Origin of the sequence: Mycolicibacterium phocaicum (assembly GCF_010731115.1) — a bacterium.
Classification (GTDB): Bacteria; Actinomycetota; Actinomycetes; order Mycobacteriales; family Mycobacteriaceae; genus Mycobacterium; species Mycobacterium phocaicum.
In genome coordinates, this window is sequence record NZ_AP022616.1 from 495,019 (window position 1) to 515,979 (window position 20,961).

The window sequence follows — 20,961 nt, forward strand, 5'->3', positions numbered from 1 at the left end:
GGACCGCGCCGGCGGCCAGCTGACGGTCGTGTCAGAACGACTGGTCGATGTGGCCTGCCGGGGCGTTCGAGTTGTGCTCGCCGTTCTGGTACTGGCTGTAGGAATCGGTGCCGGACGGGACGGTCGGGTTGGTGTCCGCGGCGGCGACAGGCGCCACCACGAGTGCCCCGCCGACCGCGGCGATGGACAACCACACGGTGATGCGCTTGAGGGAGTTCTTCATGATCGGGGCTCGCTTTCGGTCGGACGGGAGGGCGGGAAGTGGGGGTCAGGTCAGTGGTTCCGGAACAGCAGGAAGCCGTAGTCGCCGCCGAACGGCTGCTGCAGCTGGCCGGCTTCCTGCGCCGCCGGGCCGGGTGTCGCCACGATCTGGGCGTTGCCGTTGCTCTGGGTGACGCTGGATCCGGTGGGCAGGGTGGCGGCCGCCGCGGTCGGGGCGACGACGATGGCCAGGGCCGCCGCCGCGGTCGCGGCCAGCGGGATGATCCGGGTGCGGGTGATGTGCATTGTCCTCTACCAGCTTTCGTTGTTCTGATGTCTGCGGTTGGCCGTGTCCGGCTGTTCTTCAGATTGCTCCGCCGGGGCGCCGGTGTCGTCGATGCCAGCGCCCAATTCGGGGGTAGGGCTAGCTGCAATACGCGCCCCCTGCCAGTGGGTCCGGGGCCGATTCACCGGACTGCGGGCGACGCTGGATGGCGGCCAGGCAAGATGAACGCAATGAGCGGCACGTCCGGCGTCTGACGGCACGGCGGCCAGGGTCGAGACGAACAGGACATACGTGGACGCAGTGGGTGCGCGGGAGGGGACGCGGGTTGTCGTCGCCGATGACGACGTGTTGCTTCGGGAAGGTGTGGCGAGCCTGCTGACCGGCGCGGGTTTCACCGTCGTCGGGCGGGCCGGTGACAGCGGCGAGCTGCTCGCGCTGGTCCGGGACACGGTCCCCGACCTGGTGGTGACCGATATCCGGATGCCACCCACGCACACGACCGAGGGCCTGGACGCCGCCAAGGTGATCCGTGGTGAGTTGCCCGACGTCGCGATCCTGGTGCTGTCGGCGCATGTCGACGTCGAGCACGCGATGGAACTGCTCAGCGGCGGCCAGCGCATCGGCTACCTGCTCAAGAGCCGCGTCATCGACGTGACCGACTTCCTCGAGACGCTGCACCGCATCACGGGTGGCGCGTCGGTGGTGGACCCTGCCCTGGTGCAGGAACTGTTCGCGGCGCAGCGGCGGGAGGACCCGCTGGCGGTGTTGACCGAGCGCGAACACGAGGTGCTGGCCCTGATGGCGGAGGGCCGGTCGAACGCCGGCATCGCGCATCAGCTGTGGGTGACCGAAGGCACCGTCGAGAAGCACGTACGCAGCATTCTCAGCAAGCTGAACCTGCCCGACACCGGTGAAGATCACCGCCGCGTGCTGGCCGTCATCACCTTCCTGGATTCGCGCTGACCCGCGGGGTGGACAGGCCGCCCAGCGCCCAGACGGTCACGTAGGCCAGCCCGAAGAACGCGGCGACCGCCAGTCCGACGCCGGTGGACTGCACGTACGACAGCGGCGCCCGCACCCACTCGAACGTGGCCGCCACGACGGCGTGGGGCCGGGTGACCAGGTCCCAGGAGTTCCAGCGCTGGAACCGGCCGATCACCACGCCGATCGCGCAGAGCCCGACGGACGTGACCACGGTCAGCCAGCCCCAGATCGGTCCGAACTCGCGATCGATGCGTTTGTGCACCAGTAGCAGCGACACGGTGCCCAGCAGGATGCCGGTCCACGCCGCGAACCCGTACTGCAGCACGTGGCGCCACAGCTCGTCCTGCTCGCCCAGATGGACCAGGTCGGTGACGAGGTAGGGCGCGTTCGGCAGGAATGCGAGCCAGCCCAGACCCAGCGGAAGCAGCCAGCGGCGGCGGGCCACCGCGGCGAAGGCGGCGGCGAAGAGCATCGGGATCCAGGCCAGGAACATGTTCCACACCAGGAACCGCGTCGGGTAGGACAGCGGCGCCTCCGGATCGGTGATCCCGAGGACCAACGTCAGGGCGGTCGTGGCGAGCAGGGCGGCGACCAGCAGGTACCCACGGAAATCGATCACCCGACCAGTGTGCCTGCGATTATGCCGAGTTTGGGGTTTCGAGGTTTAGCCCGGTCCGTGCCCGGGTATGTGACCTCAGGGCAGCGCCTGCCCTGAGCTGATCGAGCGGAGCCATGGAGGGGAGCAGTCCTTGACGGACGCGAGCGACAACTCAATACGGTCGATTCGACGTGTGGCGGCGATCGGTACTTCAGGCGCCGACGGGAGCGGGTGTCACTGCGTGATCCGCACGTCATCCCGCTATCCAATGGGGTAGCGGCACAGACATTTTGACGAGGTTAGTCGGCTACCGCGGAAGGCGGTAGCCGGCTAACCGGACCCTGCATCACGAAATCGATTGGAAATAAACAGGAAACTCCAGATGACGCGCCCGGGGCGGGGTCTGCGGGGCGGGTACTTTCGTGTCCGTCAATCGGATCGCTGACCACTTCGCGAGCAAACATATTGCCACAGAACAAATTTGAATCATCCGCACGTCGACGGTGCACATCGGGTACGGTGGAGCCGGAGACGTCCACCAAGGGAGCTGACTTCCACCATGTGCGGCATTGCCGGCGAAATCGCCTGGGGCCGTGGTGCTGATCTGGCGGCGGTTGCTGCCATGACCGACCGCATGGCACCGCGGGGCCCGGACAGTAGCGGATTGTGGGTACGGGACGGGGTGGCGTTGGGTCACCGGCGTCTGGCCATCATCGATCTGTCCAGCCACGGACACCAACCCATGCATGATCCGGAGCTCGGCCTCACCGTCGTCTTCAATGGGTGTATCTACAATTATCCTCAACTGCGCCAGGAACTTTCGAGCAAGGGCTACCGCTTCTTCTCGCACAGCGACACCGAGGTGGTGTTGAAGGGGTATCAGGAGTGGGGCGAGCGCGTCGTCGAGCACCTGTACGGAATGTTCGCCTTCGCGGTCGCGGAGATCGAGTCGGGCCGGGTGCTGCTGGCGCGTGACCGCCTCGGGGTCAAGCCCCTGTATTGGTGTGAGGCGGCCGGGGGAGCGCTGCGCTTCGCGTCGTCGTTGCCGGCGCTGGTGGCCGCAGGCGGTGTCGACACCGATCTCGATCCGATTGCGCTGCAACACTATCTGAGCTTCCACTCGGTCGTGCCCGCGCCGCGCACGATCCTGCGCGGTGTGCAGAAGCTGCCGCCGGGCACGGTCATGCGCATCGAACGCGATGGCAGGCGCACCGAAACGACCTACTGGGAACCAGTTTTCGAGCGGTCACTCGAGCGGGCCGACTGGACCGAGAACGACTGGCGGGACGCCGTGCTGGCGGCGCTGCGCACCGCGGTCGAACGCCGGCTGGTCGCCGACGTGCCGGTGGGCTGCCTGCTGTCCGGTGGCCTGGACTCCAGCTTGATCGTCGGTCTGCTCGCCGAAGCCGGCCAGCACGGCCTGGCCACATTCTCCATCGGATTCGAATCCGCGGGTGGTGAGGAAGGCGACGAGTTCAAGTACTCGGACATCATCGCCCGCCAGTTCGATACCGACCACCATCAGATCCGTATCGACTCGGCACGCATGTTGCCTGCGCTCTCGGGTGCCATCGAGGCCATGAGCGAGCCGATGATGAGCCACGACTGCGTGGCGTTCTACCTGTTGTCGCAGGAGGTCAGCCAACATGTGAAGGTCGTGCAGTCCGGCCAGGGGGCCGACGAGATCTTCGCCGGCTACCACTGGTACCCGCCGATGGCGAGTGCGGCCGACAATAACCCGGTCGACGCGCTGCAACGCTACCGCGCCGCGTTCTTCGACCGCAGCCACGACGCGGTCAACCGGCTGCTGCAGCCCCAGTGGCGGCTCGAGCACGACTCCGCGGGCGCGTTCGCGCTGCAGAACTTCAGCCATCCCGGGGCGGCCACCGCGACCGACCGGGCGCTGCGGCTCGACACCACGGTCATGCTCGTCGACGACCCGGTCAAACGCGTCGACAACATGACCATGGCCTGGGGTCTGGAAGGTCGCGTGCCGTTCCTCGACCACGAGCTGGTCGAGCTGGCGGCGACGTGCCCGCCCGAACTCAAGACCGCGCAGGACGGCAAGGGCGTGCTGAAAGACGCTGCGCGCAAGGTGATTCCGGCCGATGTCATCGATCGGCCCAAGGGCTACTTCCCGGTGCCCGCACTCAAGCACCTCGCCGGCCCCTATCTCGACCTGGTTCGCGATGCGCTGCACAGCCAGGCCGCGCGCGATCGTGGTCTGTTCGCGCCCGACGCGGTCGCGGGGATGTTCGACGATCCCAACGGCAACCTCACGCCACTGCGGGGCAACCCGTTGTGGCAGATCGGATTGCTGGAACTCTGGCTCGCCACCCACGTCGACGGAGCAGCGCGATGAAGACAACGCAGACCAGCGACATGGCCGAGGGCGTCGTGCAGGACATGGGTTGGGGGCGGCTGGTTTTCGGCCAGACGTTCCGCGATCCCGACGAGTTCGGCACAGCGCTGCGGGAGGAGGGCAGCGGCCGCCGCGACATCGGGATGTACCTCGACGCGCCGCACGTCTTCGTGGCGCTGCACGCCCACGAGTTCTTCATCGACCCGAGTTTCACCTACCGGCTCGACCTCACCACGCCCATGCAGTACCGGCCGCCCGATGTCCCGGGATTGACGGTCCGGCAGGTGAATTCGATCGAGGACTGCATCGCGATCAACCACATCTACGTGCGGTGCCACATGGTGCCGGCCGACAGCGACCTGATGTCGAGCAACAGTCAGAACGCGCCGCACGTGGTGTATCTGGTCGCCGTGGACGACGAGACCGGCCAGGTGGTCGGCACGGTGACCGGCATCGACCACTGCCAGCTGTTCGGCGACCGGGAGAACGGCTCCAGCCTGTGGTGCCTGGCGGTCGAGCCGACCGTCACCCGGCCCGGAACCGGCGGCCTGCTGGTGCGTTCCCTGATCGAGGAGTTCATCCGCCGGGGCCGGTCGCAGATGGACCTGTCGGTGCTGCACAACAACGACGGCGCGATCGCGCTGTACGAGCGCATCGGCTTCACGCGGGTGCCCGCCGCACTCGGGATCAAACGCAAGAACGCCATCAACGAACCGCTGTTCGCTCCGGTGAAGCCGGAAGAACAACTGGGACAACTGAACCCGTATGCGCGGATCATCGCCGACGAGGCGATTCTGCGGGGCATCGCGGTGGACGTGCTCGACGCTCAGGGCGGCTACCTCCGGCTCACCCACGGTGGCACCAGCATCGTCACCCGCGAATCGCTGTCCGAACTGACCAGTGCGGTGGCGATGAGCCGGTGTGACGACAAGCGGGTCGCCCGGGCGGTCGTCGCGGACGCGGGCATCCGGGTACCGGAGGGCTGCACTGCGACCTTCACCGACGAAGACTGCCGTTTCCTGGAGAAGGTGGGCACAGCCGTCGTCAAGCCGGCGCGGGGCGAACAGGGCGCGGGCATCACCGTCGGTGTCACCAACCCCGACGACCTGAACCGCGCGATCGGCCTGGCCATGCAGCACTGCCCCGACGTCCTCATCGAAGAGCGTTGCGAGGGTGAGGATTTGCGCATCGTCGTCATCGACGGCAAGGTGATCGCCGCGGCCATCCGCCGGCCGCCCGAGGTGATCGGCACCGGCACCCACACCATCCGCCAGCTCATCGAAGCGCAGAGCCGGCGCCGGTCGGTGGCCACGCACGGGGAATCGGTGATCCCGCTGGACAGCGTCACCGAAGACACCGTGCACAAGGCGGGTTGGCAGCTGGACGACGTGCTGCCCGCCAACGAACGTCTGATCGTGCGCCACACGGCGAACCTGCACACCGGCGGGACGATTCACGACGTCACCGACGAACTCAACCCCATGCTGGCGAAAGTGGCGGTCGACGCGGCGGCGGCGATCGAGATTCCGGTGACCGGAATCGATCTGATCGTGCCGACGGTGTGCGGCGAGGAATACGTGTTCATCGAAGCCAACGAGCGGCCGGGCCTGGCCAATCACGAGCCGCGGCCGACCGCGCAGGCGTTCATCGATCTGCTGTTCCCGCGTACCGCGGCCACCCCGTGGGCCTGGCATCCCGACCCGATCGAGCAGCACTGAGTGCTGTCTCGCAGAACCACTGTGGTCGTTGGACGAAGTGATGTGAACTGGAGAAATGATGACTGAGCCCGACGATGCCGAAAACGTGACGATGTCGCCGGACGACCGCATTTGGATGGTCGACACGCTGTTGGCGTTGCTACAGACGCCGAGCCCATCGGGGCGCACCGACGCCGTGATGCAACTGATCGGTCAAACGCTGACCAAACTCGGTGTCCCGTTCACCCTGACGCGGCGCGGTGCACTCATCGCCGAACTGCCAGGGCGGTCGCAGACCACCGACCGCGCCATCGTGGTGCACGCCGACACCATCGGGTGCATGGTGCGCGAACTCAAGGACAACGGGCGGCTGGCGCTGGTGCCCGTCGGCACCTTCTCGGCGCGATTCGCCACCGGTGCCCGGGTCCGCATCCTGCCCGACGACAACGACCAGTTCTTCACCGGAACCGTGATGCCCCTCAAGGCGAGCGGCCATGCGTTCGGTGACGAGATCGATACGCAGCCGACCGGTTGGGACGACGTCGAGGTCCGCGTCGACCGCAGCGTCTCGTCGCGCGCGGACCTCGAGCAGCTGGGGCTCAACGTCGGCGATTTCGTCGCGTTGGTCGCCAGCCCCGAGCTGACGGAGGACGGCTTCGTCGTCTCCCGGCACCTGGACGGAAAGGCCGGCGTCGCCATCGCACTGACGCTGGCGAAGGTCGTCGCCGAGCGCAACATCGTGCTACCGCACCGGACCACGCTCATGGTGACGATCACCGAGGAAGTCGGCCACGGCGCCAGTCACGGCCTGCCGCCCGACGTCGCGGAACTGGTGTCGGTGGACAACGCGGTGTGCGCACCCGGCCAGCAGTCCCTCGAACACGGCGTCACCATCCCGATGGCCGACATGCACGGGCCGTTCGACTATTACCTGACCCGCAAGTTGTGCAAGCTGGCGCAGGAAAAGGGAATCACCCACGCCCGCGACATCTTTCGCTACTACCGCTCGGATGTGGCGGCGGCCATCGAAGCCGGCGCCGCCACCCGGGCAGCCCTCGTGGGATTCGGGCTCGACGGCAGTCACGGCTGGGAACGCACCCATCTCGATTCGCTCGAGGCGACGTATCTGCTGCTGTACAGCTGGCTCCGGACGCCGCTGACGTTCGCGATGTGGGATGCCCAGCCGTTCGGCGATCTGGAAGATTTCCCCGCCGAGCAGGCCGCGGCCAGCGAGCAGTGGGTGCCACTGTCGCGCGGCGACTTCGCCGACCCGGGCGCGGCGTCACAAGGCCACCATTGGCCGCCCGAAGAGGGCAGCGCCGACGTCACCCCGCACTGATTCGGGCGCAATCGGCGGGTTTACTCCGCCGCGGATTGGGTAGCAGGCCCAGCACCTGACCACGCGCGAGCTGTTCGGCAAGACGCTGCGCGCGGCCGACGTCACCACGCGCCGGCGGCACTTTGCGGCGCTGCGCGCGGCGCTCACCGCGCAGGAAGTGAGCGAGGAGCTGCTGGTCCACCCGAGGGTCCGGCGTGGACGGGTCGTCGAGTCGCTGCGCGGCGAGACGGACGACACCAAGGAACTGCTGGACCAGATGGCGCGGCTGGATCCGGCGTCGGCAGAATTCGAGACCGCCCTGACGGACCTGCAGCAGGCCACCGAAGACCACACCCAGCGCGTCGAAGCCGAGGAATTCCCCCTGCTGACCCGCCGGTGATCAGCGCGGCGCGGCCTGCTCGACGCGGGCTTGCGCTGGAGAGCGGCCGAGCTTGCTCATGACGAATTGTGCTGCCTGGTCGGCCATTCCGTTGTCCGAGTACGCCATATGGGCGGCGTTGTCACCGCCGCCCGTCGAGCACACCGGGTCATCGGCGATGCACAGGTCGAGGGTCTTCGACACATACCGCGAACCCACCGTGATCGGGGGCGCGCCCGTGTAGACCATCTGCAGGAAGCCGGACGACGGTTTGCCGAACAGCACGACCGCCGCCACGTGGTCTGCCACGAATGCCGGCATCGGGCCGGTGATGCCCATCGGCAGGGTGACACCGGCGGGGACGGCGTCCTCGGTGATGTAGGCCGCCACCGCCGCGCCCTGGGAGTATCCGCCCAGCACGATCTTGGTGGTGGGACAGATGGACGCGGTGCTCTGGACTCTGTTGGTGGCGTCGACGACGCCGTCGGCGGCGGTAGCGAAGTCGAGCGACGCCGGGTAGTCCACGGGGGACACGTCGACCGTGCGGCCCGCGGCCCGTGCGGTGAGCGCGTCGACAAAGGCCTGGCCGGGCGTGCCCACGCCCGGCGGTTCCATGGTGCCGCGCGCGAACACCATTTGAACATCAGGGCAGGGTTGCGCAGCTGCCGGGGCGCCGCCGGCCGGCACCGCCAGCATCAGGGAGGTCAGGGGCACCGCGGCGGCGATGCAGCACGTGATGGTCTTCATGACGGAATCCACCGATCCTCGGCTCACCGGTCGGATCGCTCCATTGCGGTCGACGAACTACGGCGTAGTTACCCCGCGACCTGAAGAGCTAAACCAACGATGACATCACTCGTCCGGCGCGGGCCGGAGAAACCGTTCGCCGAATTGCCAGCGGCCGCTGTTCGCCGCCGGCCTGGCGCCATGGTCTGCCGCCTGCGCGCAATGCTCGCAGCAATACTGCCGGCCGTCGATCCGCAACGCGTGGCCCAAGATTCGGCATCCGCAGTGGTGGCATGTCGGCGCCACCATGGTGGCCATGCATTCGATGCAGTCGAAGCTGGCGGTGCGCCCGTTCCAATTCACGGTGAACGGCTGGTCGCAATCTGTTCCGCAGGTAATGCACACCGACATCAAAAGAGCCGTTCCTGTCAAAGGTTTTCAAGTGCTGCTCATTGCCGACCCCGGGCATACCCTGGGCGGTTCTCGGCGAAACCTGTTCCAGCAGAAAAGTTTTTCGTGCTCTGACCAGGTGTTATGGCCGGTTGGTGCGGCGTCGCGGTGGTGCCCCGATGGCTTCGGCGGTATGGTCGGTTACAGCGTCCAGATGGCGCGGTTGCTTAGACCGAAGCGACAGCAGCTGAGAGCTACCTGTGCGGCATGCGGCCGCGGTCCAGATCAGGGCACGGCCGTGTGGATGCCGTAGGTAGCGATCGGTGACGGCAGATTGCCGGTCCACCTGACAGGTGGAAACAACACGCATGCACGGCGCCGAGTCTAGGCTCGGCCAGCCGGATCTCCCGATGTGTGTTGTGGGCCCGGGGAAGGCACGTCATGTCAACTTCGTTGCTGGAGAAGCGTTTACCTGATGGAGCCCGGCACGCCGACGAATATGCGGATGTCCCGGAATTGGTGGCGGAGCTACGCGCGCTGCCGGCGGAATCCGACGAATTCGCTCGGCGGCGCGAACAGATCGTGTTGCGGTGCTGCCCGTTGGCGGACCGGCTGGCGCGTCATTTCGATGGCCGCGGAGAAAACCTCGATGACCTCGTTCAGGTTGCCCGGGTTGGGCTGATCCAGGCGATCAACCGTTTCGATCCGGACAACGGGGCGGGTTTTGTGGCGTTCGCAGTCCCGACGATCATGGGGGAGTTGCGCCGGCATTTCCGCGACTATGGCTGGAAAGTCCACGTGCCGAGGAGCATTCGCGACATCCGTCAGCAGATCAAGGGCGCGACAACGGAACTGACGCAGCGGTTGGGGCGGTCGCCGAACACCAGTGAGCTGGCGGACGCGTTGTCCGTTTCGCCGGAACAGATCATCGAAGGCCTGTTGGCGGCCAATGCTTATCAGCCGCAGTCGCTCGACATGCCCGTCGTCGACAATGACGACAATCCGCAGTCGCTCTCCGACCTGCTCGGTGATGTCGACGAAGGATTCGAGCGGATCACCGACCGCGAATCGGTCAAGCCGGTGCTGCAATCGCTGCCGGTCCGCGAACAACGCATCCTCTATCTGCGGTTCTTCGCAGCCAAGACGCAGCGCCAGATCGCGGACACGATCGGCGTCTCGCAGATGCATGTCTCGCGGATCCTGGAACGGACGCTGCGGGAGATTCGCGAACAGGTCGCGCAGAGCTGACGTCCCGAAGGTCGCGCAATTGCTCGACGCGCCGGTGCGCCAAGGACTTTCGCCCCGAGAGCACCAGCGTCGTCGATCGTCTGTTGGTCGCTGAGCTGGGTCTCAGTGACGATCAGCCGTGGCCACCGCCGCACCCGACTCCGGGAATACAGCCGCTACCGCCGGGAATGCCGCCGGGACCGGCGTTGACGCCACCGGAGCCACAGGCTGTGCCCCATTGAGTGGGCACGCAACCGGCACCTCCCGGGCCGCCTCCGGGACCACCGTTCACACCACCGGAACCGCACTGGCCGTTGACTCAACCACCGCCACCCGGGCCGGGGCCGGGATCATCGGCGGGCTGCAATGGGTAGCTGGTCAGTACCGGATGGGCGCCGACGGTGCTCGGCACGATATCGGCTGACACGAATGAGGCGGCCACGCCGGCCGTTGCGAACGCGCCGGCCGCCAACAGGGGAATCATTTTGTCGGTGAACATGTCTGGTTCATTGCCGCCTTACGGCGCAGTCAAACATCGGGGCCGTCAGATTCGCGGGATCGGTCGTCCGCGCATGCGGGCGGGAAGCTACTACGTTGTGTCGTAGGTCACGTGGGCTTGAACTTGCATTGATCATGCTTATTTAAATAGCCTGGCTGACAGGTGGAAGACGGGCATCGAAGCCTTCGATCCAGGTCGCGCCGACGCATTCACGACGAAATGAGAGGTTCTGCCATGTTGTCCACGTCCGCGTTGTCCCCGGCCCATGCCGAGGTCGTCAAGGCCACCCTGCCGGTGGTCGGGGGTGCGATCGGCGAGATCACGCCGGTCTTCTACCGTCGCCTGTTCGCGGCACATCCCGAATTGGAGCGGGACCTGTTCAACCGCGGCAACCAGGCGAACGGCTCGCAGCAGAAGGCATTGGCGGGGTCGGTCGCGATGTACGCCACGCTGCTCGTCGACCCTGATGCGCCCGGTGCGGACGTCATCGAGCGGATCGCGCACAAGCATGCGTCCCTGGGTGTGGCGCCGGAGCAGTACCCGGTGGTCTATGAGCACCTGTTCGCGGCGATCGTCGAGGTGCTCGGCGCCGACGTCGTCACCGCGGACGTGGCCGAGGCGTGGACCGCGGTGTACTGGTCGATGGCCGACATGCTGATCGGCCGCGAACGGGAGTTGTACGAGGCGGCCGGCACCGATCCGGAGCATGTCTGGCTGCCCGTCAAGGTTGTCGACAGGGTGCAGCAGTCGCCGGTCACCGTGGCGTTCGGGCTCGCCGCCGTCGATGGTGGCAGGCTTCCCGATTTCGCTCCGGGACAGTACATTTCGGTGGCGGTGCAACTGCCCGACGGGGCGCGGCAGATTCGTCAGTACAGCCTGTCGCACGCCGGCGCCGACGACCGGTGGCGCATCTCGGTGCGCCGCGACGGCGCGGTGTCGTCGTACCTGCACGAGTACGTGTTCGAAGGTGACGTGCTGCAGGTCTCGCACCCCTTCGGGGACATCACCCTGGACAGTCCGGCGGAGACACCGCTGTTGCTGATCTCGGCGGGCATCGGCATCACGCCGGTGCTGGGCATGCTGTACTTCATCGCGGCCGAGCAGCCGGGACGCCCCGTGACCGTCGTGCACTGCGAACGCACCCGTGCCAGTCACGCCCACCGTGCCGAACTCGCCGATCTCGTCGCACAGATTCCCGGTGCCGCGCTGCACACGTGGTACGACGGGCTGCCTGACGGCTATCCGCTGACCGAACCGGATCGTCGCGGCCGAATTGACCTGAGCGCCATCGAGTTTCCGTCCGACGCCAACGTCTACATCTGTGGGCCGACGCCATTCATGGAAGCGGCGGTCCGGCAGCTGGGCGAAGCCGGTGTGCCGCGGGACCGCATCTGGTTCGAAGCGTTCAGCCCGCTGGCCGTCTAGCGTCGTCGCTGATGAGTACGCCGGCTGCGATCCAGATCGCCATCACCTTCGTCTGGTTGGGGATGGTGCTCGCCATCTCCTTCCTGGAGGCGCCACTCAAATTCCGCGCGCCGAACGTCACACTGCAGATCGGCCTCGGCATCGGGCGCCTGGTGTTCCGCGCGCTGAACACCGTCGAGCTGGTGTTCGCCGCGGCAATTGTGCTGGCAGCCTTGGTGAATAGGCCGCCGATCGCCGTCACGGCCGCGTTTGCCGCGGCCGTGGCGGCATTGGCGGTGCAACTGGTTGCGGTGCGGCCGCGGCTGAACCGCCGCTCCGACGAGGTGCTGGCCGGGCGCGAAGGCCCGCGGTCCCGCATGCACCACGTCTACGTGGTGCTGGAGTTGATCAAGGTCGTCGCGCTTCTCGTCGCGGGTATCTGTTTGCTCTGACGAGGATGTCGGAGGCGCTACGTAACCTGGGCGCATGATGCAGCAAGTGCACTTCTTCACCCTGGCCACGGTCGATCTCGATGCCACCCGGCAGTTCTACGGCGCGCTGGGCTGGGTGCCGGCGCTCGATGTGCCGGGGGAGATCATCTTCTATCAGACGGCCCCGGGCCAGCTGCTCGGGTTCTTCCTCGCGGACAAGTTCAACGCCGACCTCGCACAGGCTGCCGACCACTCACAGGTCAGCGGAATCACGTTGGCGCACAACGTCGGCAGCCAGGACGAGGTCGTCGAACTGGCGGCCGCCGTGATCGCCGCCGGCGGCACCACGCTCAAGCCGCCCCAACCCGGACAGTTCGGCGGCGTGTTCCACGCGCATGTCCAGGACCCGAACGGCGTGATCTGGGAGATCGCACACAATCCGAACTGGCGCGTCAACGCCGACGGCACCGTCAGCCTGAGCTGACCCGCTACATCTTGATGGCGGGCAGGAGCCGGATCAGGTTCCAGGTCCGGTTGCGGCGCGCGCAGAGGCTCGAGATGCCCAGTGCGCCGAGCCAGATGCACACCAGCACGATGATCGCCTGCCACAGCCGGCCGTCGATGCCGCCGAGGATCAGTTGACGGAGTCCGTTGACGCCGAAGGTCATCGGATCGAACTTGTGCATGACCTGGAACGGTCTGGACGTCGTCTCGACCGGGTACATGCCGCCGGCACTGACCATCTGCAGCATCAGCAGCGCCATGATCAACACGCGACCGACCGCCGGTCCGACCAGCGCGTTGATGGCCTGCGTCGCGGCGACGAACGCCACGGACACCAGCACCATGAACGCCAGCATCGCCACCGGATGCGCCACCTCCATGCCGAGGGCGAACCGCACCACGCAGTACAGGATGACCGACTGTCCCAGGGCGAGCACCGCCGCGGGCAGATAGCTCGCCAGCACCACGCGGATGGCCAGCACCTCTGCGGCGATCGGGCGGTTCTGCAACGGCCGCAACACCATCCACAGCACGAGCGCGCCGAAGAACAGTGCCAGCGTCAGGAAGAACGGGGCCATGCCGGTGGCGAAGTTGGGGGCGCCGTTCTCGTGTGAGGACTCCAGATTCACCGGGCCGCCGATGGTGTCGGCGATGGCCTGCTTCTGCTGCTCCGTCCACGTCGGCACCTGCTTGGCGCCGTCGGCGAGCTTGGTGGCCAATTCGTGGTTGCCGTCCTTGAGCTGCACGGTGCCGGACTTCAACTGGCGCGCCCCGTCATCGAGTTGCACTATGCCACTTGCCAATTGCGCGTTTCCGCTGGCCAGTTGCTGAGCGCCGTTGCGCAGTTGGTTCAGCTTGTCGGTGAGCTGCTGACCGCTGCTGCCCACCTGATCCAACGCCGTTCGCAGCGGGCTGCCGGGGGAGCGCAGTGTCTCGGTCATCGAGATCGCGGCATTGCGCCCATCGGTGATCTGCTGACGGATCTGTGGCGTGAACTGATGGCCGTTCAGCTGGTCCTGGACGCCGCGCAGGGTATTGACCGCGCCGACCGAGACGGGATCCTGGTTCACCGAAAGTTGTTGGATCACCGAACCGATCGCCGCCGCCGCGGTGTCCTGTGCGGTGGCCAGTGCGCCGGCCTGATCGGCGGCCTGCTCGAGCGCCGCCGCACTCTGCTGCAACTGTTCGGTGCTCCCGCCGACCTGTGACAGGGCCTTGGTCACCTTCAACAGGGGGTCGGTGGCCTGGGTGATACCCGAGGACAGCTGCTTGGCGCCGGCGGACAGCTTGGCCGAGCCGTTGCGGGCGTCGTCGAGGCCGCCGACCAATTTGCCCGCGCCGGTATCGACCTGCGCGGCCCCGTCGGCCAGTTTCTGCGCCCCGTCGGCCGCCTGTTTGATGCCGGTGCCGGACGAAACCACCACGGACAGAATCTGATTGACCGCCTGGCCGGAGATGCGGGTCGACACCGCGTTGAGCACCTGGCTGGTGGCCGTGCGGCCGATGGTCGAGGAGATGTAGTTGTTGGCGTCGTTGTACACCGCGATCAGCTGGGCCTTCTGGGGATTGCCGCTGACGGGTGAGGCGATGGCTTCGCTGAAGTTCTCCGGGAGCTCCAGCATGAAGTAGAACTTGCCGTGCTCGACGCCGTCGCGCGCCTCCTTGTCGCTCACCACGTGCCAGTCCAGGCTGTGGTCGGCCGTCAGGCTCTTGGCGATCTCGTCGCCCGCGTTGACATGGACGCCCTCCACGACGGCGCCGCGGTCGGCGTTCACCAGGGCGACCGGCATCTTGTTGACCTGGCCGAACGGATCCCAGAACGCCCACAGGTATAGCGCGCCGTACACCAGCGGCAGCAGCATCAGCACCACGATGGCGGCACGCGTCATGCGGCTGCGGCCGAATCGTTTGATCTCCGAGCCGAATGCGAGTCCAGCAAGCATGGTCAGGCCTTTCCGGTGTGTATGCGGCGGTCATGCAGAACGTGGTCGGGGGCGTCGTCGCCCAGCGGATTGGTCACCCCGACGACGACGGTGCGGTGTTCGGCCAGGGCGCCGAGCCGCTGCACGGCGAGGGCGCGGCGTTCGTTGTCGCGGACCTGCTCGAGGTCGCCGACGATCAGGACCGGCCGGTCGGACATCAGTGCCAGGGTGATGCGCAGCAGGAAGAGTTCGAGATCGGAGAGCTCGATGATGAAGGTCTTCGGTGACAGCAGCGGTAGGTCGTCGCCGAAGACCGCAGTCATCTCCGGGACGTCCGACTGGACCGGGACCCAGGCCGGGAACGGCGACACCCAGCGGCGCTGCTCGGTGAGCACGGTCTGCACCGTCACCGTGTCTTCCAAGTCGTCGATGTCGGCGAACGCGGCGATGGCACAGTGCTTCCGGATGCCGCGCGGCCCCGTCGCGCCGTTGACGGTGACGGTCCCGTGGGTCGGCTTGAGCCGGCCGGCGAGCGACAGCAACAACGTGTGCTGAGCCGGTCCGCCCGGCATCTGAATGGCGTGGAAACCCGGCCGCAGCTGCAGATCGACATCAGAGAACAGCGGGCCGTGTTCGCCGACGACAGCGAGGCCCTCCGCGTTGATCACCGGTGGGCTGTCCGCTGTGTCGGGGGCGGCCGTCGTCTCGTCGTCCATTGCTGCTCATCTCCGGGGTCGAAGTAACGATGGCCAGTAAATCAGCGTGCCGGGGCAGAAACTCCGATAGCGGCGTTCTCACAGGTGTGATGTCACGCGGGATCCGTGCCGATATGCCGTGGCGGACACATGGGTCTCGGCGGCTTCGCGGATCGCTTGCAGGTAATGTCTGTGCGGCTCGTCACTCGACGTCTGTCAAGAACTGAATTCTTGATATTGGGCAGCCATGATTTCGTGTACGAGAGTCCCATTGTTATTGTCCCGTTATGCATCGCTTCGGGGGCGTTCTGGCAGCGTGTCTGCTCATCGGTTCATTGCTTGCGGGAATGCCCGCAGCCCATGCGGACGGCGACGAGCCGCAGTACGCCGAGTTCTATCTGCCGCCGGATCCACTGCCACCGGGCAAGCCCGGTGATCTGATCCGGACCGAGCCGTCGCGCCTGGTGCTCGAACCGTCGGGCCAACTCGGCGCCATCATGGCGACCGGGACGCGAATCATGTACCGCAGCACCGACGCCCGCGGAAATCCCGTCGCCGTGACCGGCACCTACTTCGAGCCGTACAACGACTGGCCGGGCAAGGGACCACGGCCGCTCATCAGCTACGCGGTCGGCACCCAGGGCCAGGGCAATCAGTGTGCGCCGTCGCGGCAGTTCAACCAGGGCATCCACTATTCGGGTGGCTGGGACATCATGGTCAACTACGAAGAGGCGTTCATCGCCACGATGGTCGCCCGCGGTTTCGCGATCGTGATGACCGACTACGAGGGCCTCGGCACCCCGGGGATGCACACATACGTCAACCGCGTCGCCGAGGCCGCCGCGGTGCTCGACGCTGCGCGCGCCGCCAAGAAGCTGCCGGGCACCTCACTGGATCCCGATGGGCCGGTTGCCTTCTGGGGCTACTCGCAAGGCGGCGGTGCCGCGGCGTCGGCAGCCGAGCTGGCGTCGTCCTACGCGCCGGAGCTGCACGTCGTCGGCACGTACGCCGGCGCTCCCGTCGCCGACCTGAAAGAGCTGTTCCCGTACACCGACGGCAGCGCGCTGGTCGGCGTGGTGGGCTACGCCCTCAACGGCGAGATCTACGCCTATCCGGAGTTCGCCGATCTGATCCGCTCCAAGCTCACGCAGCGAGGTAAGGACATGCTCGAGAGCGTTTCGCGACAGTGCATCGCGCAGACGATCGTCGACTTCATGTTCCGGCATCTGCAGCCGTACTTCACCGAAGACATCAACGTGCTGGTCGAGGAAGAGCCGTTCAAGTCACTGTTCGAGATGCAGAAGCTCGGCAAGTACAAGCCCAACGCCCCGGTGCTGATCAACAGCAACCGATATGACCCGTTGGTGCCGTGGACGGCGGCCAACCAGCTGGGCCGCGACTGGTGCGACAAGGGCGCCGACGTCGAGTTCCGCACCAACGAGGAGCCGCCGTTCCTGAACAAGCTGGTGATCAACCACGCCCTGCCGATGCTGGTGGACGGCGAGCCGGCGATGCAGTGGATCGCCGCCCGGTTCAACGGTGAGCCGACGGCGCCGAACTGCGGGACGTACTGAGCCGACGGCTCAGTCGCTGCCCGCGGCCGAGGCGCGGATGACGCGGTCGCGGCCGCGGTTCTTCGCCTCGTACATGGCCACGTCGGCGCGGTGGATCGCCGACCGCAACCCCGCCTTGTGCCCGAGCTGCGAGACGCCGATGCTCACCGTGCCGGCGAGGACGGCGTCGTTGTGGCTGAACGTCGCGGCGGCGAACGCCACCCGGAGCCGGTCGGCGATGACCGCCGCCTGGCTTTCGTCCACTCCCGGCAGCATGGCGCAGAATTCTTCGCCGCCGATCCGGGCCAGCAGGTCGCCGCTGCGTAGATTCGACCGTGCCACGCACGCGAATTCGGTCAGCAGCCGATCGCCGGCCTCGTGCCCGAAGACGTCGTTGACGGCCTTGAATTCATCCAGATCCATCACGATGACAGAGCACCGCAGCTGCCGCGCGACGCATTCCTCGGCCAGGCGCTGCGCCTGGATCATGAAGCCGGCGCGGTTCAGCGTGCTGGTGAGGGAGTCGAGCATGGCCGCGTCGGCCAGTTGATCCTCGAGCCGCTCCCAGCCCATCAGCGACAGACACAGGTTGATGGCCATGACGGCAAAAGCGAAGAAGAGCATCGGAAACGACACGGCCGGGGCGGTCGTGGCGAACTGGACGGCGCCGGCGTCGAGATGGAGGCTGACCGAGCGCGCGACGGTCGCCGCGGCCGCAACGACGTACAGGCCGATGAGGATGCGGCGCGACGCCAGGCGCTCGACGCGCTGGGCTTTGATGCCGTCGACGACGCTCAGCGCGAAATACCCGGCCAGCACCAGGGCGGTCAGCGACACCCGGGCCGGGATGCTGGTGGTGAACGGCGGTATCAACTGGAATGCCGCCAGTACCGCCAGCGGTCCCGCGGCCATCACGCGGCCGCGGACCGGCTGGCCGTTGAAGGCGCACAGGCCACCCCAGATCAACGACCAGCAGGTGATGATCAGGACGTTCGACACCGTCACCGACAACACCTCGGGCACCAGGCCGCGCGCGCTCAGCAGCCCGGCGCCGACCGCACCTGCGAAGTTGCCCGCACCCCAGAGCTGCACCGCCGGGTGCCGCCGCTTACCGGCCCCCACCCAGACATGCAGCAACCCGAAGATCAGGGCGGTCATGGAGACGACCATCCACAGGGTGCGCACGTCGGGATTCATGTCGCGCTATCGGGTGCGCCAGGCGGCGTGCGGCGTCGGGATCAGCTGAGGCATAGCGCAAACTTACTCGCCGCTGCCGACGGCTGTCGGCAGCATTGGGTAGGGTCCAGCCCGTGAATTTGAGCGTCAAGTCTGTCGTCAAGTCCGTGAACGCCCGCCTGGCCGAAGAGTTGGCCGTCGCCGAAGGTCAGGTCGACGCCGCGGTACGGCTGCTGGACGAAGGCGCGACCGTGCCGTTCATCGCGCGGTACCGCAAGGAAGTCACCGGCAGCCTGGACGACGGCCAGCTCCGCACGCTGGAGGAGCGGCTCCGGTACCTGCGCGAACTGGATCAGCGCCGCGACGCCGTGCTCGCGTCGATCGAAGAACAGGGCAAGCTGACCGACGACCTCAAGGCGGCGCTGCTGGCCGCCGAGACGAAGTCGCGGGTCGAAGACATCTACCTGCCGTACAAGCCCAAGCGTCGCACCAAGGCCCAGATCGCCCGTGAGGCCGGTCTGGAGCCCCTGGCGGACCGGCTGCTCGCCGACCCGACGCTGAACCCGGATGACGTGGCCGCAGAGTTCCTGGGTGAGGAGGTGGCCGACGTCGCCGCCGCACTCGACGGGGCGCGCCACATCCTGGTGGAGCGGGTCTCGGAGGACGCCGAACTGGTGGGCGCGGTGCGCGAGAAGTTCTGGTCCGACGGCACCCTGACCACCAAGCCGTGGTCGGAGGAAGCGGCGAAAAGCCCTGCTGCGCAGAAGTTCCGCGACTACTTCGAGTACTCCGAGCCGCTGGAGGACATGCCGTCCCACCGCGTGCTGGCGGTGCTGCGCGGCGAGAAGGAAGAAGCACTGTCGCTGAACTTCGACGGTGGCGACGAGACGCTGTACCAGGCCATGATCGCGCAGTCGCTCGGTGTGGACATGAGCGCCGGCGGTGCCGCCACACCGTGGCTGACCGCCACGGTCGGCTGGGCCTGGCGCACCAAGCTGATGTTCTCGGCCGCCGTCGACGCCCGGATCCGGCTGCGGCAGCGCGCCGAGGAGGACGCCGTCGCGGTGTTCGCCAAGAACCTCAAGGATCTGCTGCTTGCCGCACCCGCTGGGACGCGCGCCACCCTCGGGCTCGACCCCGGTTTCCGCACCGGCGTGAAGGTCGCGGTGGTGGACGGCACCGGCAAGGTCGTCGATACCTGCGCCATCTACCCGCATCAGCCCCAGAACAAGTGGAACGACGCCAAGGCAACACTGGCCGCCCTCGTCGCGCGGCACAACGTCGAACTGATCGCCATCGGCAACGGCACTGCATCCCGCGAAACCGACGCACTGGCAACCGAACTCATCGCTGACCTCAAGGCCGCGGGAGCGTCCGGCCCCAAGCGGCTGCCGACCAAGGCCATGGTCAGCGAGGCGGGCGCCTCGGTGTACTCGGCGTCGGCCTACGCCGCCCACGAGCTGCCCGAGCTCGACGTCACGCTGCGCGGCGCGGTCTCGATCGCCCGGCGCCTGCAGGACCCGCTCGCCGAACTGGTCAAGATCGAGCCGAAGTCCATCGGTGTCGGGCAGTACCAGCACGACGTGACGCCCGGAACTCTGGCCCGCAGCCTCGACGCGGTGGTCGAGGACGCCGTGAACGCCGTCGGCGTCGACCTCAACACGGCCTCGGTGCCCCTACTGGCCAAGGTCTCCGGCGTGACCGAATCGCTCGCCGAATCGATCGTGTCGCACCGCGACAAGACCGGACCGTTCCGCAGCCGTGCCGGCCTGCTCGACGTTCCGCGCCTGGGCCCCAAGGCCTTTGAGCAGTGCGCCGGCTTCCTGCGCATCCGCGAAGGCGACGACCCGCTGGACGCCTCGGGCGTGCATCCCGAGGCCTACCCGGTGGTGCGGCGAATCCTCGACCGCGCCGGCGTCACCCTCGCCGAACTGATCGGTGACGAACGCAAGCTGCGGGCGCTCAAGCCGGGCGACTTCGCCGACGAACGATTCGGTATCCCCACCGTGACCGACATCCTGGGCGAACTGGAGAAGCCGGGCCGCGACCCGCGTCCCGCGTTCTCCACCGCGACCTTCGCGGCCGGCGTCGAGAAGGTGTCCGACCTCAAGGTCGGCATGGTGCTGGAAGGCGTGGTGACGAATGTGGCCGCCTTCGGCGCGTTCGTGGACGTCGGCGTGCACCAGGACGGTCTGGTGCACGTGTCGGCGATGGCCGACCGCTTCGTCTCCGACCCGCACGAGGTGGTCAAGTCCGGTCAGGTCGTCAAGGTCAAGGTGCTCGAGGTCGACGTCGAGCGGCAGCGCATCGGGCTCAGCCTGCGGTTGAACGACGATCCGCAGCGCGCCCGCGACGGCAAGCGGCCCGAGCCGGGCACCGCGCCCCGCCGCGACGGCGGTCAACCGCGCGGACGCGACGGCGGCAACCGCGGTGGCAACGGTGGCGGCCAGAACCGCGGCCAGAACCAGGACCGTGGCCGTAATCCGCAGCGTGGCAACGGCGGTGGCCGCCGCGAGTCGGCGCCGTCGGGTTCGATGGCCGACGCGCTGCGCAAGGCGGGTTTCGGTAAGTAGGCAACTCCCGCGAACAGCCGTAAAACTGTCGTTTGC

Annotated in this window: 20 protein-coding genes and 1 pseudogene; 12 read left to right on the top strand and 9 right to left on the bottom strand. The window is 67.2% G+C overall.

Annotated elements, in window-relative coordinates; all coding sequences use genetic code 11:
* Window positions 1-31: 31 nt before the first annotated feature.
* Both G6N46_RS02385 and G6N46_RS02390 read right to left on the bottom strand, forming a co-directional pair.
* On the bottom strand, window positions 32-223 hold the full coding sequence (locus tag G6N46_RS02385) for a hypothetical protein (RefSeq protein WP_061001384.1): 192 nt from the start codon (window positions 221-223) through the stop codon (window positions 32-34).
* Between the two features lie 50 nt (window positions 224-273).
* Window positions 274-507, bottom strand: coding sequence for a hypothetical protein (locus G6N46_RS02390; protein WP_061010547.1), 234 nt, complete (start codon window positions 505-507; stop codon window positions 274-276).
* A gap of 271 nt (window positions 508-778) precedes the next feature.
* Between G6N46_RS02390 and G6N46_RS02395 the strand changes: the two genes are divergently transcribed.
* Window positions 779-1,450 (top strand): response regulator, encoded by a 672-nt coding sequence (locus G6N46_RS02395; protein WP_234880675.1) that lies wholly within the window; start codon window positions 779-781, stop codon window positions 1,448-1,450.
* Here the strand turns inward: G6N46_RS02395 and G6N46_RS02400 are convergent.
* On the bottom strand, window positions 1,428-2,090 hold the full coding sequence (locus G6N46_RS02400) for a DUF1361 domain-containing protein (protein ID WP_064859910.1): 663 nt from the start codon (window positions 2,088-2,090) through the stop codon (window positions 1,428-1,430). The genes G6N46_RS02395 and G6N46_RS02400 overlap by 23 nt on opposite strands.
* 538 nt (window positions 2,091-2,628) lie before the next feature.
* On the opposite strand from G6N46_RS02400, the gene G6N46_RS02405 reads away from it, so the two are divergent.
* From G6N46_RS02405 to G6N46_RS02420, 4 genes are read left to right on the top strand one after another with little or no spacing between them, the layout of a single operon-like run.
* Window positions 2,629-4,431 (top strand): N-acetylglutaminylglutamine amidotransferase, encoded by a 1,803-nt coding sequence (locus tag G6N46_RS02405; RefSeq protein ID WP_138249445.1) that lies wholly within the window; start codon window positions 2,629-2,631, stop codon window positions 4,429-4,431.
* Window positions 4,428-6,149, top strand: a complete 1,722-nt coding sequence (gene ngg, locus G6N46_RS02410) for an N-acetylglutaminylglutamine synthetase (RefSeq protein ID WP_138249444.1) — start codon at window positions 4,428-4,430, stop codon at window positions 6,147-6,149. The genes G6N46_RS02405 and ngg overlap by 4 nt, the downstream gene beginning before the upstream one ends.
* 55 nt (window positions 6,150-6,204) lie before the next feature.
* Window positions 6,205-7,467: an osmoprotectant NAGGN system M42 family peptidase gene (locus tag G6N46_RS02415; RefSeq protein WP_133427559.1), complete on the top strand. Its 1,263-nt coding sequence runs from the start codon at window positions 6,205-6,207 to the stop codon at window positions 7,465-7,467.
* 55 nt (window positions 7,468-7,522) lie between these two features.
* Complete coding sequence (locus G6N46_RS02420) at window positions 7,523-7,846, top strand: hemerythrin domain-containing protein (protein WP_138249443.1); 324 nt, start codon at window positions 7,523-7,525, stop codon at window positions 7,844-7,846.
* Here the strand turns inward: G6N46_RS02420 and G6N46_RS02425 are convergent, their stop codons facing one another.
* Together G6N46_RS02425 and G6N46_RS28515 are read right to left on the bottom strand one after the other, a co-directional pair.
* Window positions 7,847-8,572, bottom strand: coding sequence for a cutinase family protein (locus G6N46_RS02425; protein WP_163692554.1), 726 nt, complete (start codon window positions 8,570-8,572; stop codon window positions 7,847-7,849).
* Window positions 8,573-8,677: 105 nt separating this feature from the next.
* Window positions 8,678-8,962, bottom strand: a complete 285-nt coding sequence (locus tag G6N46_RS28515; RefSeq protein WP_138249575.1) for a metallothionein — start codon at window positions 8,960-8,962, stop codon at window positions 8,678-8,680.
* Between G6N46_RS28515 and G6N46_RS02435 the strand changes: the two genes are divergently transcribed.
* Both G6N46_RS02435 and G6N46_RS02440 read left to right on the top strand, forming a co-directional pair.
* Window positions 8,868-9,254 carry a hypothetical protein gene (locus G6N46_RS02435; protein WP_163692509.1) on the top strand — a complete coding sequence of 129 codons (387 nt, stop codon included), beginning with the start codon at window positions 8,868-8,870 and terminating at the stop codon, window positions 9,252-9,254. The two genes, G6N46_RS28515 and G6N46_RS02435, sit on opposite strands and share 95 nt — an antisense overlap.
* A 140-nt stretch (window positions 9,255-9,394) precedes the next feature.
* Entirely contained in the window at window positions 9,395-10,189 is a 795-nt protein-coding gene (locus tag G6N46_RS02440) for a SigB/SigF/SigG family RNA polymerase sigma factor (RefSeq protein WP_235688620.1), read from the top strand.
* 112 nt (window positions 10,190-10,301) lie between these two features.
* On the opposite strand, the pseudogene G6N46_RS02445 reads toward G6N46_RS02440, so the two are convergent.
* A pseudogene (locus tag G6N46_RS02445) lies at window positions 10,302-10,652 on the bottom strand (PE-PGRS family protein).
* A gap of 249 nt (window positions 10,653-10,901) precedes the next feature.
* Here G6N46_RS02445 and G6N46_RS02450 point away from each other — a divergent pair.
* From G6N46_RS02450 to G6N46_RS02460, 3 genes are read left to right on the top strand one after another with little or no spacing between them, the layout of a single operon-like run.
* Window positions 10,902-12,092, top strand: coding sequence for a globin domain-containing protein (locus G6N46_RS02450; protein ID WP_138249441.1), 1,191 nt, complete (start codon window positions 10,902-10,904; stop codon window positions 12,090-12,092).
* A gap of 11 nt (window positions 12,093-12,103) precedes the next feature.
* Entirely contained in the window at window positions 12,104-12,523 is a 420-nt protein-coding gene (locus G6N46_RS02455) for a hypothetical protein (RefSeq protein ID WP_138249440.1), read from the top strand.
* A gap of 34 nt (window positions 12,524-12,557) precedes the next feature.
* Window positions 12,558-12,986, top strand: a complete 429-nt coding sequence (locus tag G6N46_RS02460; RefSeq protein ID WP_064860111.1) for a VOC family protein — start codon at window positions 12,558-12,560, stop codon at window positions 12,984-12,986.
* Between the two features lie 4 nt (window positions 12,987-12,990).
* Here the strand turns inward: G6N46_RS02460 and G6N46_RS02465 are convergent, their stop codons facing one another.
* Window positions 12,991-14,949 (bottom strand): YhgE/Pip domain-containing protein, encoded by a 1,959-nt coding sequence (locus G6N46_RS02465; protein ID WP_138249439.1) that lies wholly within the window; start codon window positions 14,947-14,949, stop codon window positions 12,991-12,993.
* Between the two features lie 2 nt (window positions 14,950-14,951).
* The gene (locus G6N46_RS02470; protein WP_138249438.1) at window positions 14,952-15,644 is read right to left on the bottom strand and encodes a hypothetical protein; all 693 of its coding nucleotides are present in this window, start codon (window positions 15,642-15,644) and stop codon (window positions 14,952-14,954) included.
* Between the two features lie 266 nt (window positions 15,645-15,910).
* Between G6N46_RS02470 and G6N46_RS02475 the strand changes: the two genes are divergently transcribed.
* Window positions 15,911-17,197: a lipase family protein gene (locus tag G6N46_RS02475; RefSeq protein ID WP_163692559.1), complete on the top strand. Its 1,287-nt coding sequence runs from the start codon at window positions 15,911-15,913 to the stop codon at window positions 17,195-17,197.
* 9 nt (window positions 17,198-17,206) lie between these two features.
* On the opposite strand, the gene G6N46_RS02480 is transcribed toward G6N46_RS02475, so the two are convergent.
* A complete protein-coding gene (locus G6N46_RS02480) occupies window positions 17,207-18,373 on the bottom strand; it encodes a GGDEF domain-containing protein (RefSeq protein WP_138249436.1) in 1,167 nt (388 codons plus the stop codon).
* A gap of 113 nt (window positions 18,374-18,486) precedes the next feature.
* Between G6N46_RS02480 and G6N46_RS02485 the strand changes: the two genes are divergently transcribed.
* Window positions 18,487-20,925 (top strand): Tex family protein, encoded by a 2,439-nt coding sequence (locus tag G6N46_RS02485; protein ID WP_163692560.1) that lies wholly within the window; start codon window positions 18,487-18,489, stop codon window positions 20,923-20,925.
* Window positions 20,926-20,961: the final 36 nt, after the last annotated feature.

What these genes read in the sequence shown, in the direction of transcription:
- G6N46_RS28515 (WP_138249575.1), bottom strand. Translation starts at nt 8,962, where the DNA reads ATGTCGGTGTGCATTACCTGCGGAACAGATTGCGACCAGCCGTTCACC.
- ngg (WP_138249444.1), top strand. Translation starts at nt 4,428, where the DNA reads ATGAAGACAACGCAGACCAGCGACATGGCCGAGGGCGTCGTGCAGGAC.
- G6N46_RS02435 (WP_163692509.1), top strand. Translation starts at nt 8,868, where the DNA reads ATGCATTCGATGCAGTCGAAGCTGGCGGTGCGCCCGTTCCAATTCACG.
- G6N46_RS02455 (WP_138249440.1), top strand. Translation starts at nt 12,104, where the DNA reads ATGAGTACGCCGGCTGCGATCCAGATCGCCATCACCTTCGTCTGGTTG.
- G6N46_RS02405 (WP_138249445.1), top strand. Translation starts at nt 2,629, where the DNA reads ATGTGCGGCATTGCCGGCGAAATCGCCTGGGGCCGTGGTGCTGATCTG.
- G6N46_RS02390 (WP_061010547.1), bottom strand. Translation starts at nt 507, where the DNA reads ATGCACATCACCCGCACCCGGATCATCCCGCTGGCCGCGACCGCGGCG.
- G6N46_RS02470 (WP_138249438.1), bottom strand. Translation starts at nt 15,644, where the DNA reads ATGGACGACGAGACGACGGCCGCCCCCGACACAGCGGACAGCCCACCG.
- G6N46_RS02460 (WP_064860111.1), top strand. Translation starts at nt 12,558, where the DNA reads ATGATGCAGCAAGTGCACTTCTTCACCCTGGCCACGGTCGATCTCGAT.
- G6N46_RS02450 (WP_138249441.1), top strand. Translation starts at nt 10,902, where the DNA reads ATGTTGTCCACGTCCGCGTTGTCCCCGGCCCATGCCGAGGTCGTCAAG.
- G6N46_RS02425 (WP_163692554.1), bottom strand. Translation starts at nt 8,572, where the DNA reads ATGAAGACCATCACGTGCTGCATCGCCGCCGCGGTGCCCCTGACCTCC.
- G6N46_RS02475 (WP_163692559.1), top strand. Translation starts at nt 15,911, where the DNA reads ATGCATCGCTTCGGGGGCGTTCTGGCAGCGTGTCTGCTCATCGGTTCA.
- G6N46_RS02480 (WP_138249436.1), bottom strand. Translation starts at nt 18,373, where the DNA reads ATGAATCCCGACGTGCGCACCCTGTGGATGGTCGTCTCCATGACCGCC.
- G6N46_RS02415 (WP_133427559.1), top strand. Translation starts at nt 6,205, where the DNA reads ATGATGACTGAGCCCGACGATGCCGAAAACGTGACGATGTCGCCGGAC.
- G6N46_RS02465 (WP_138249439.1), bottom strand. Translation starts at nt 14,949, where the DNA reads ATGCTTGCTGGACTCGCATTCGGCTCGGAGATCAAACGATTCGGCCGC.
- G6N46_RS02385 (WP_061001384.1), bottom strand. Translation starts at nt 223, where the DNA reads ATGAAGAACTCCCTCAAGCGCATCACCGTGTGGTTGTCCATCGCCGCG.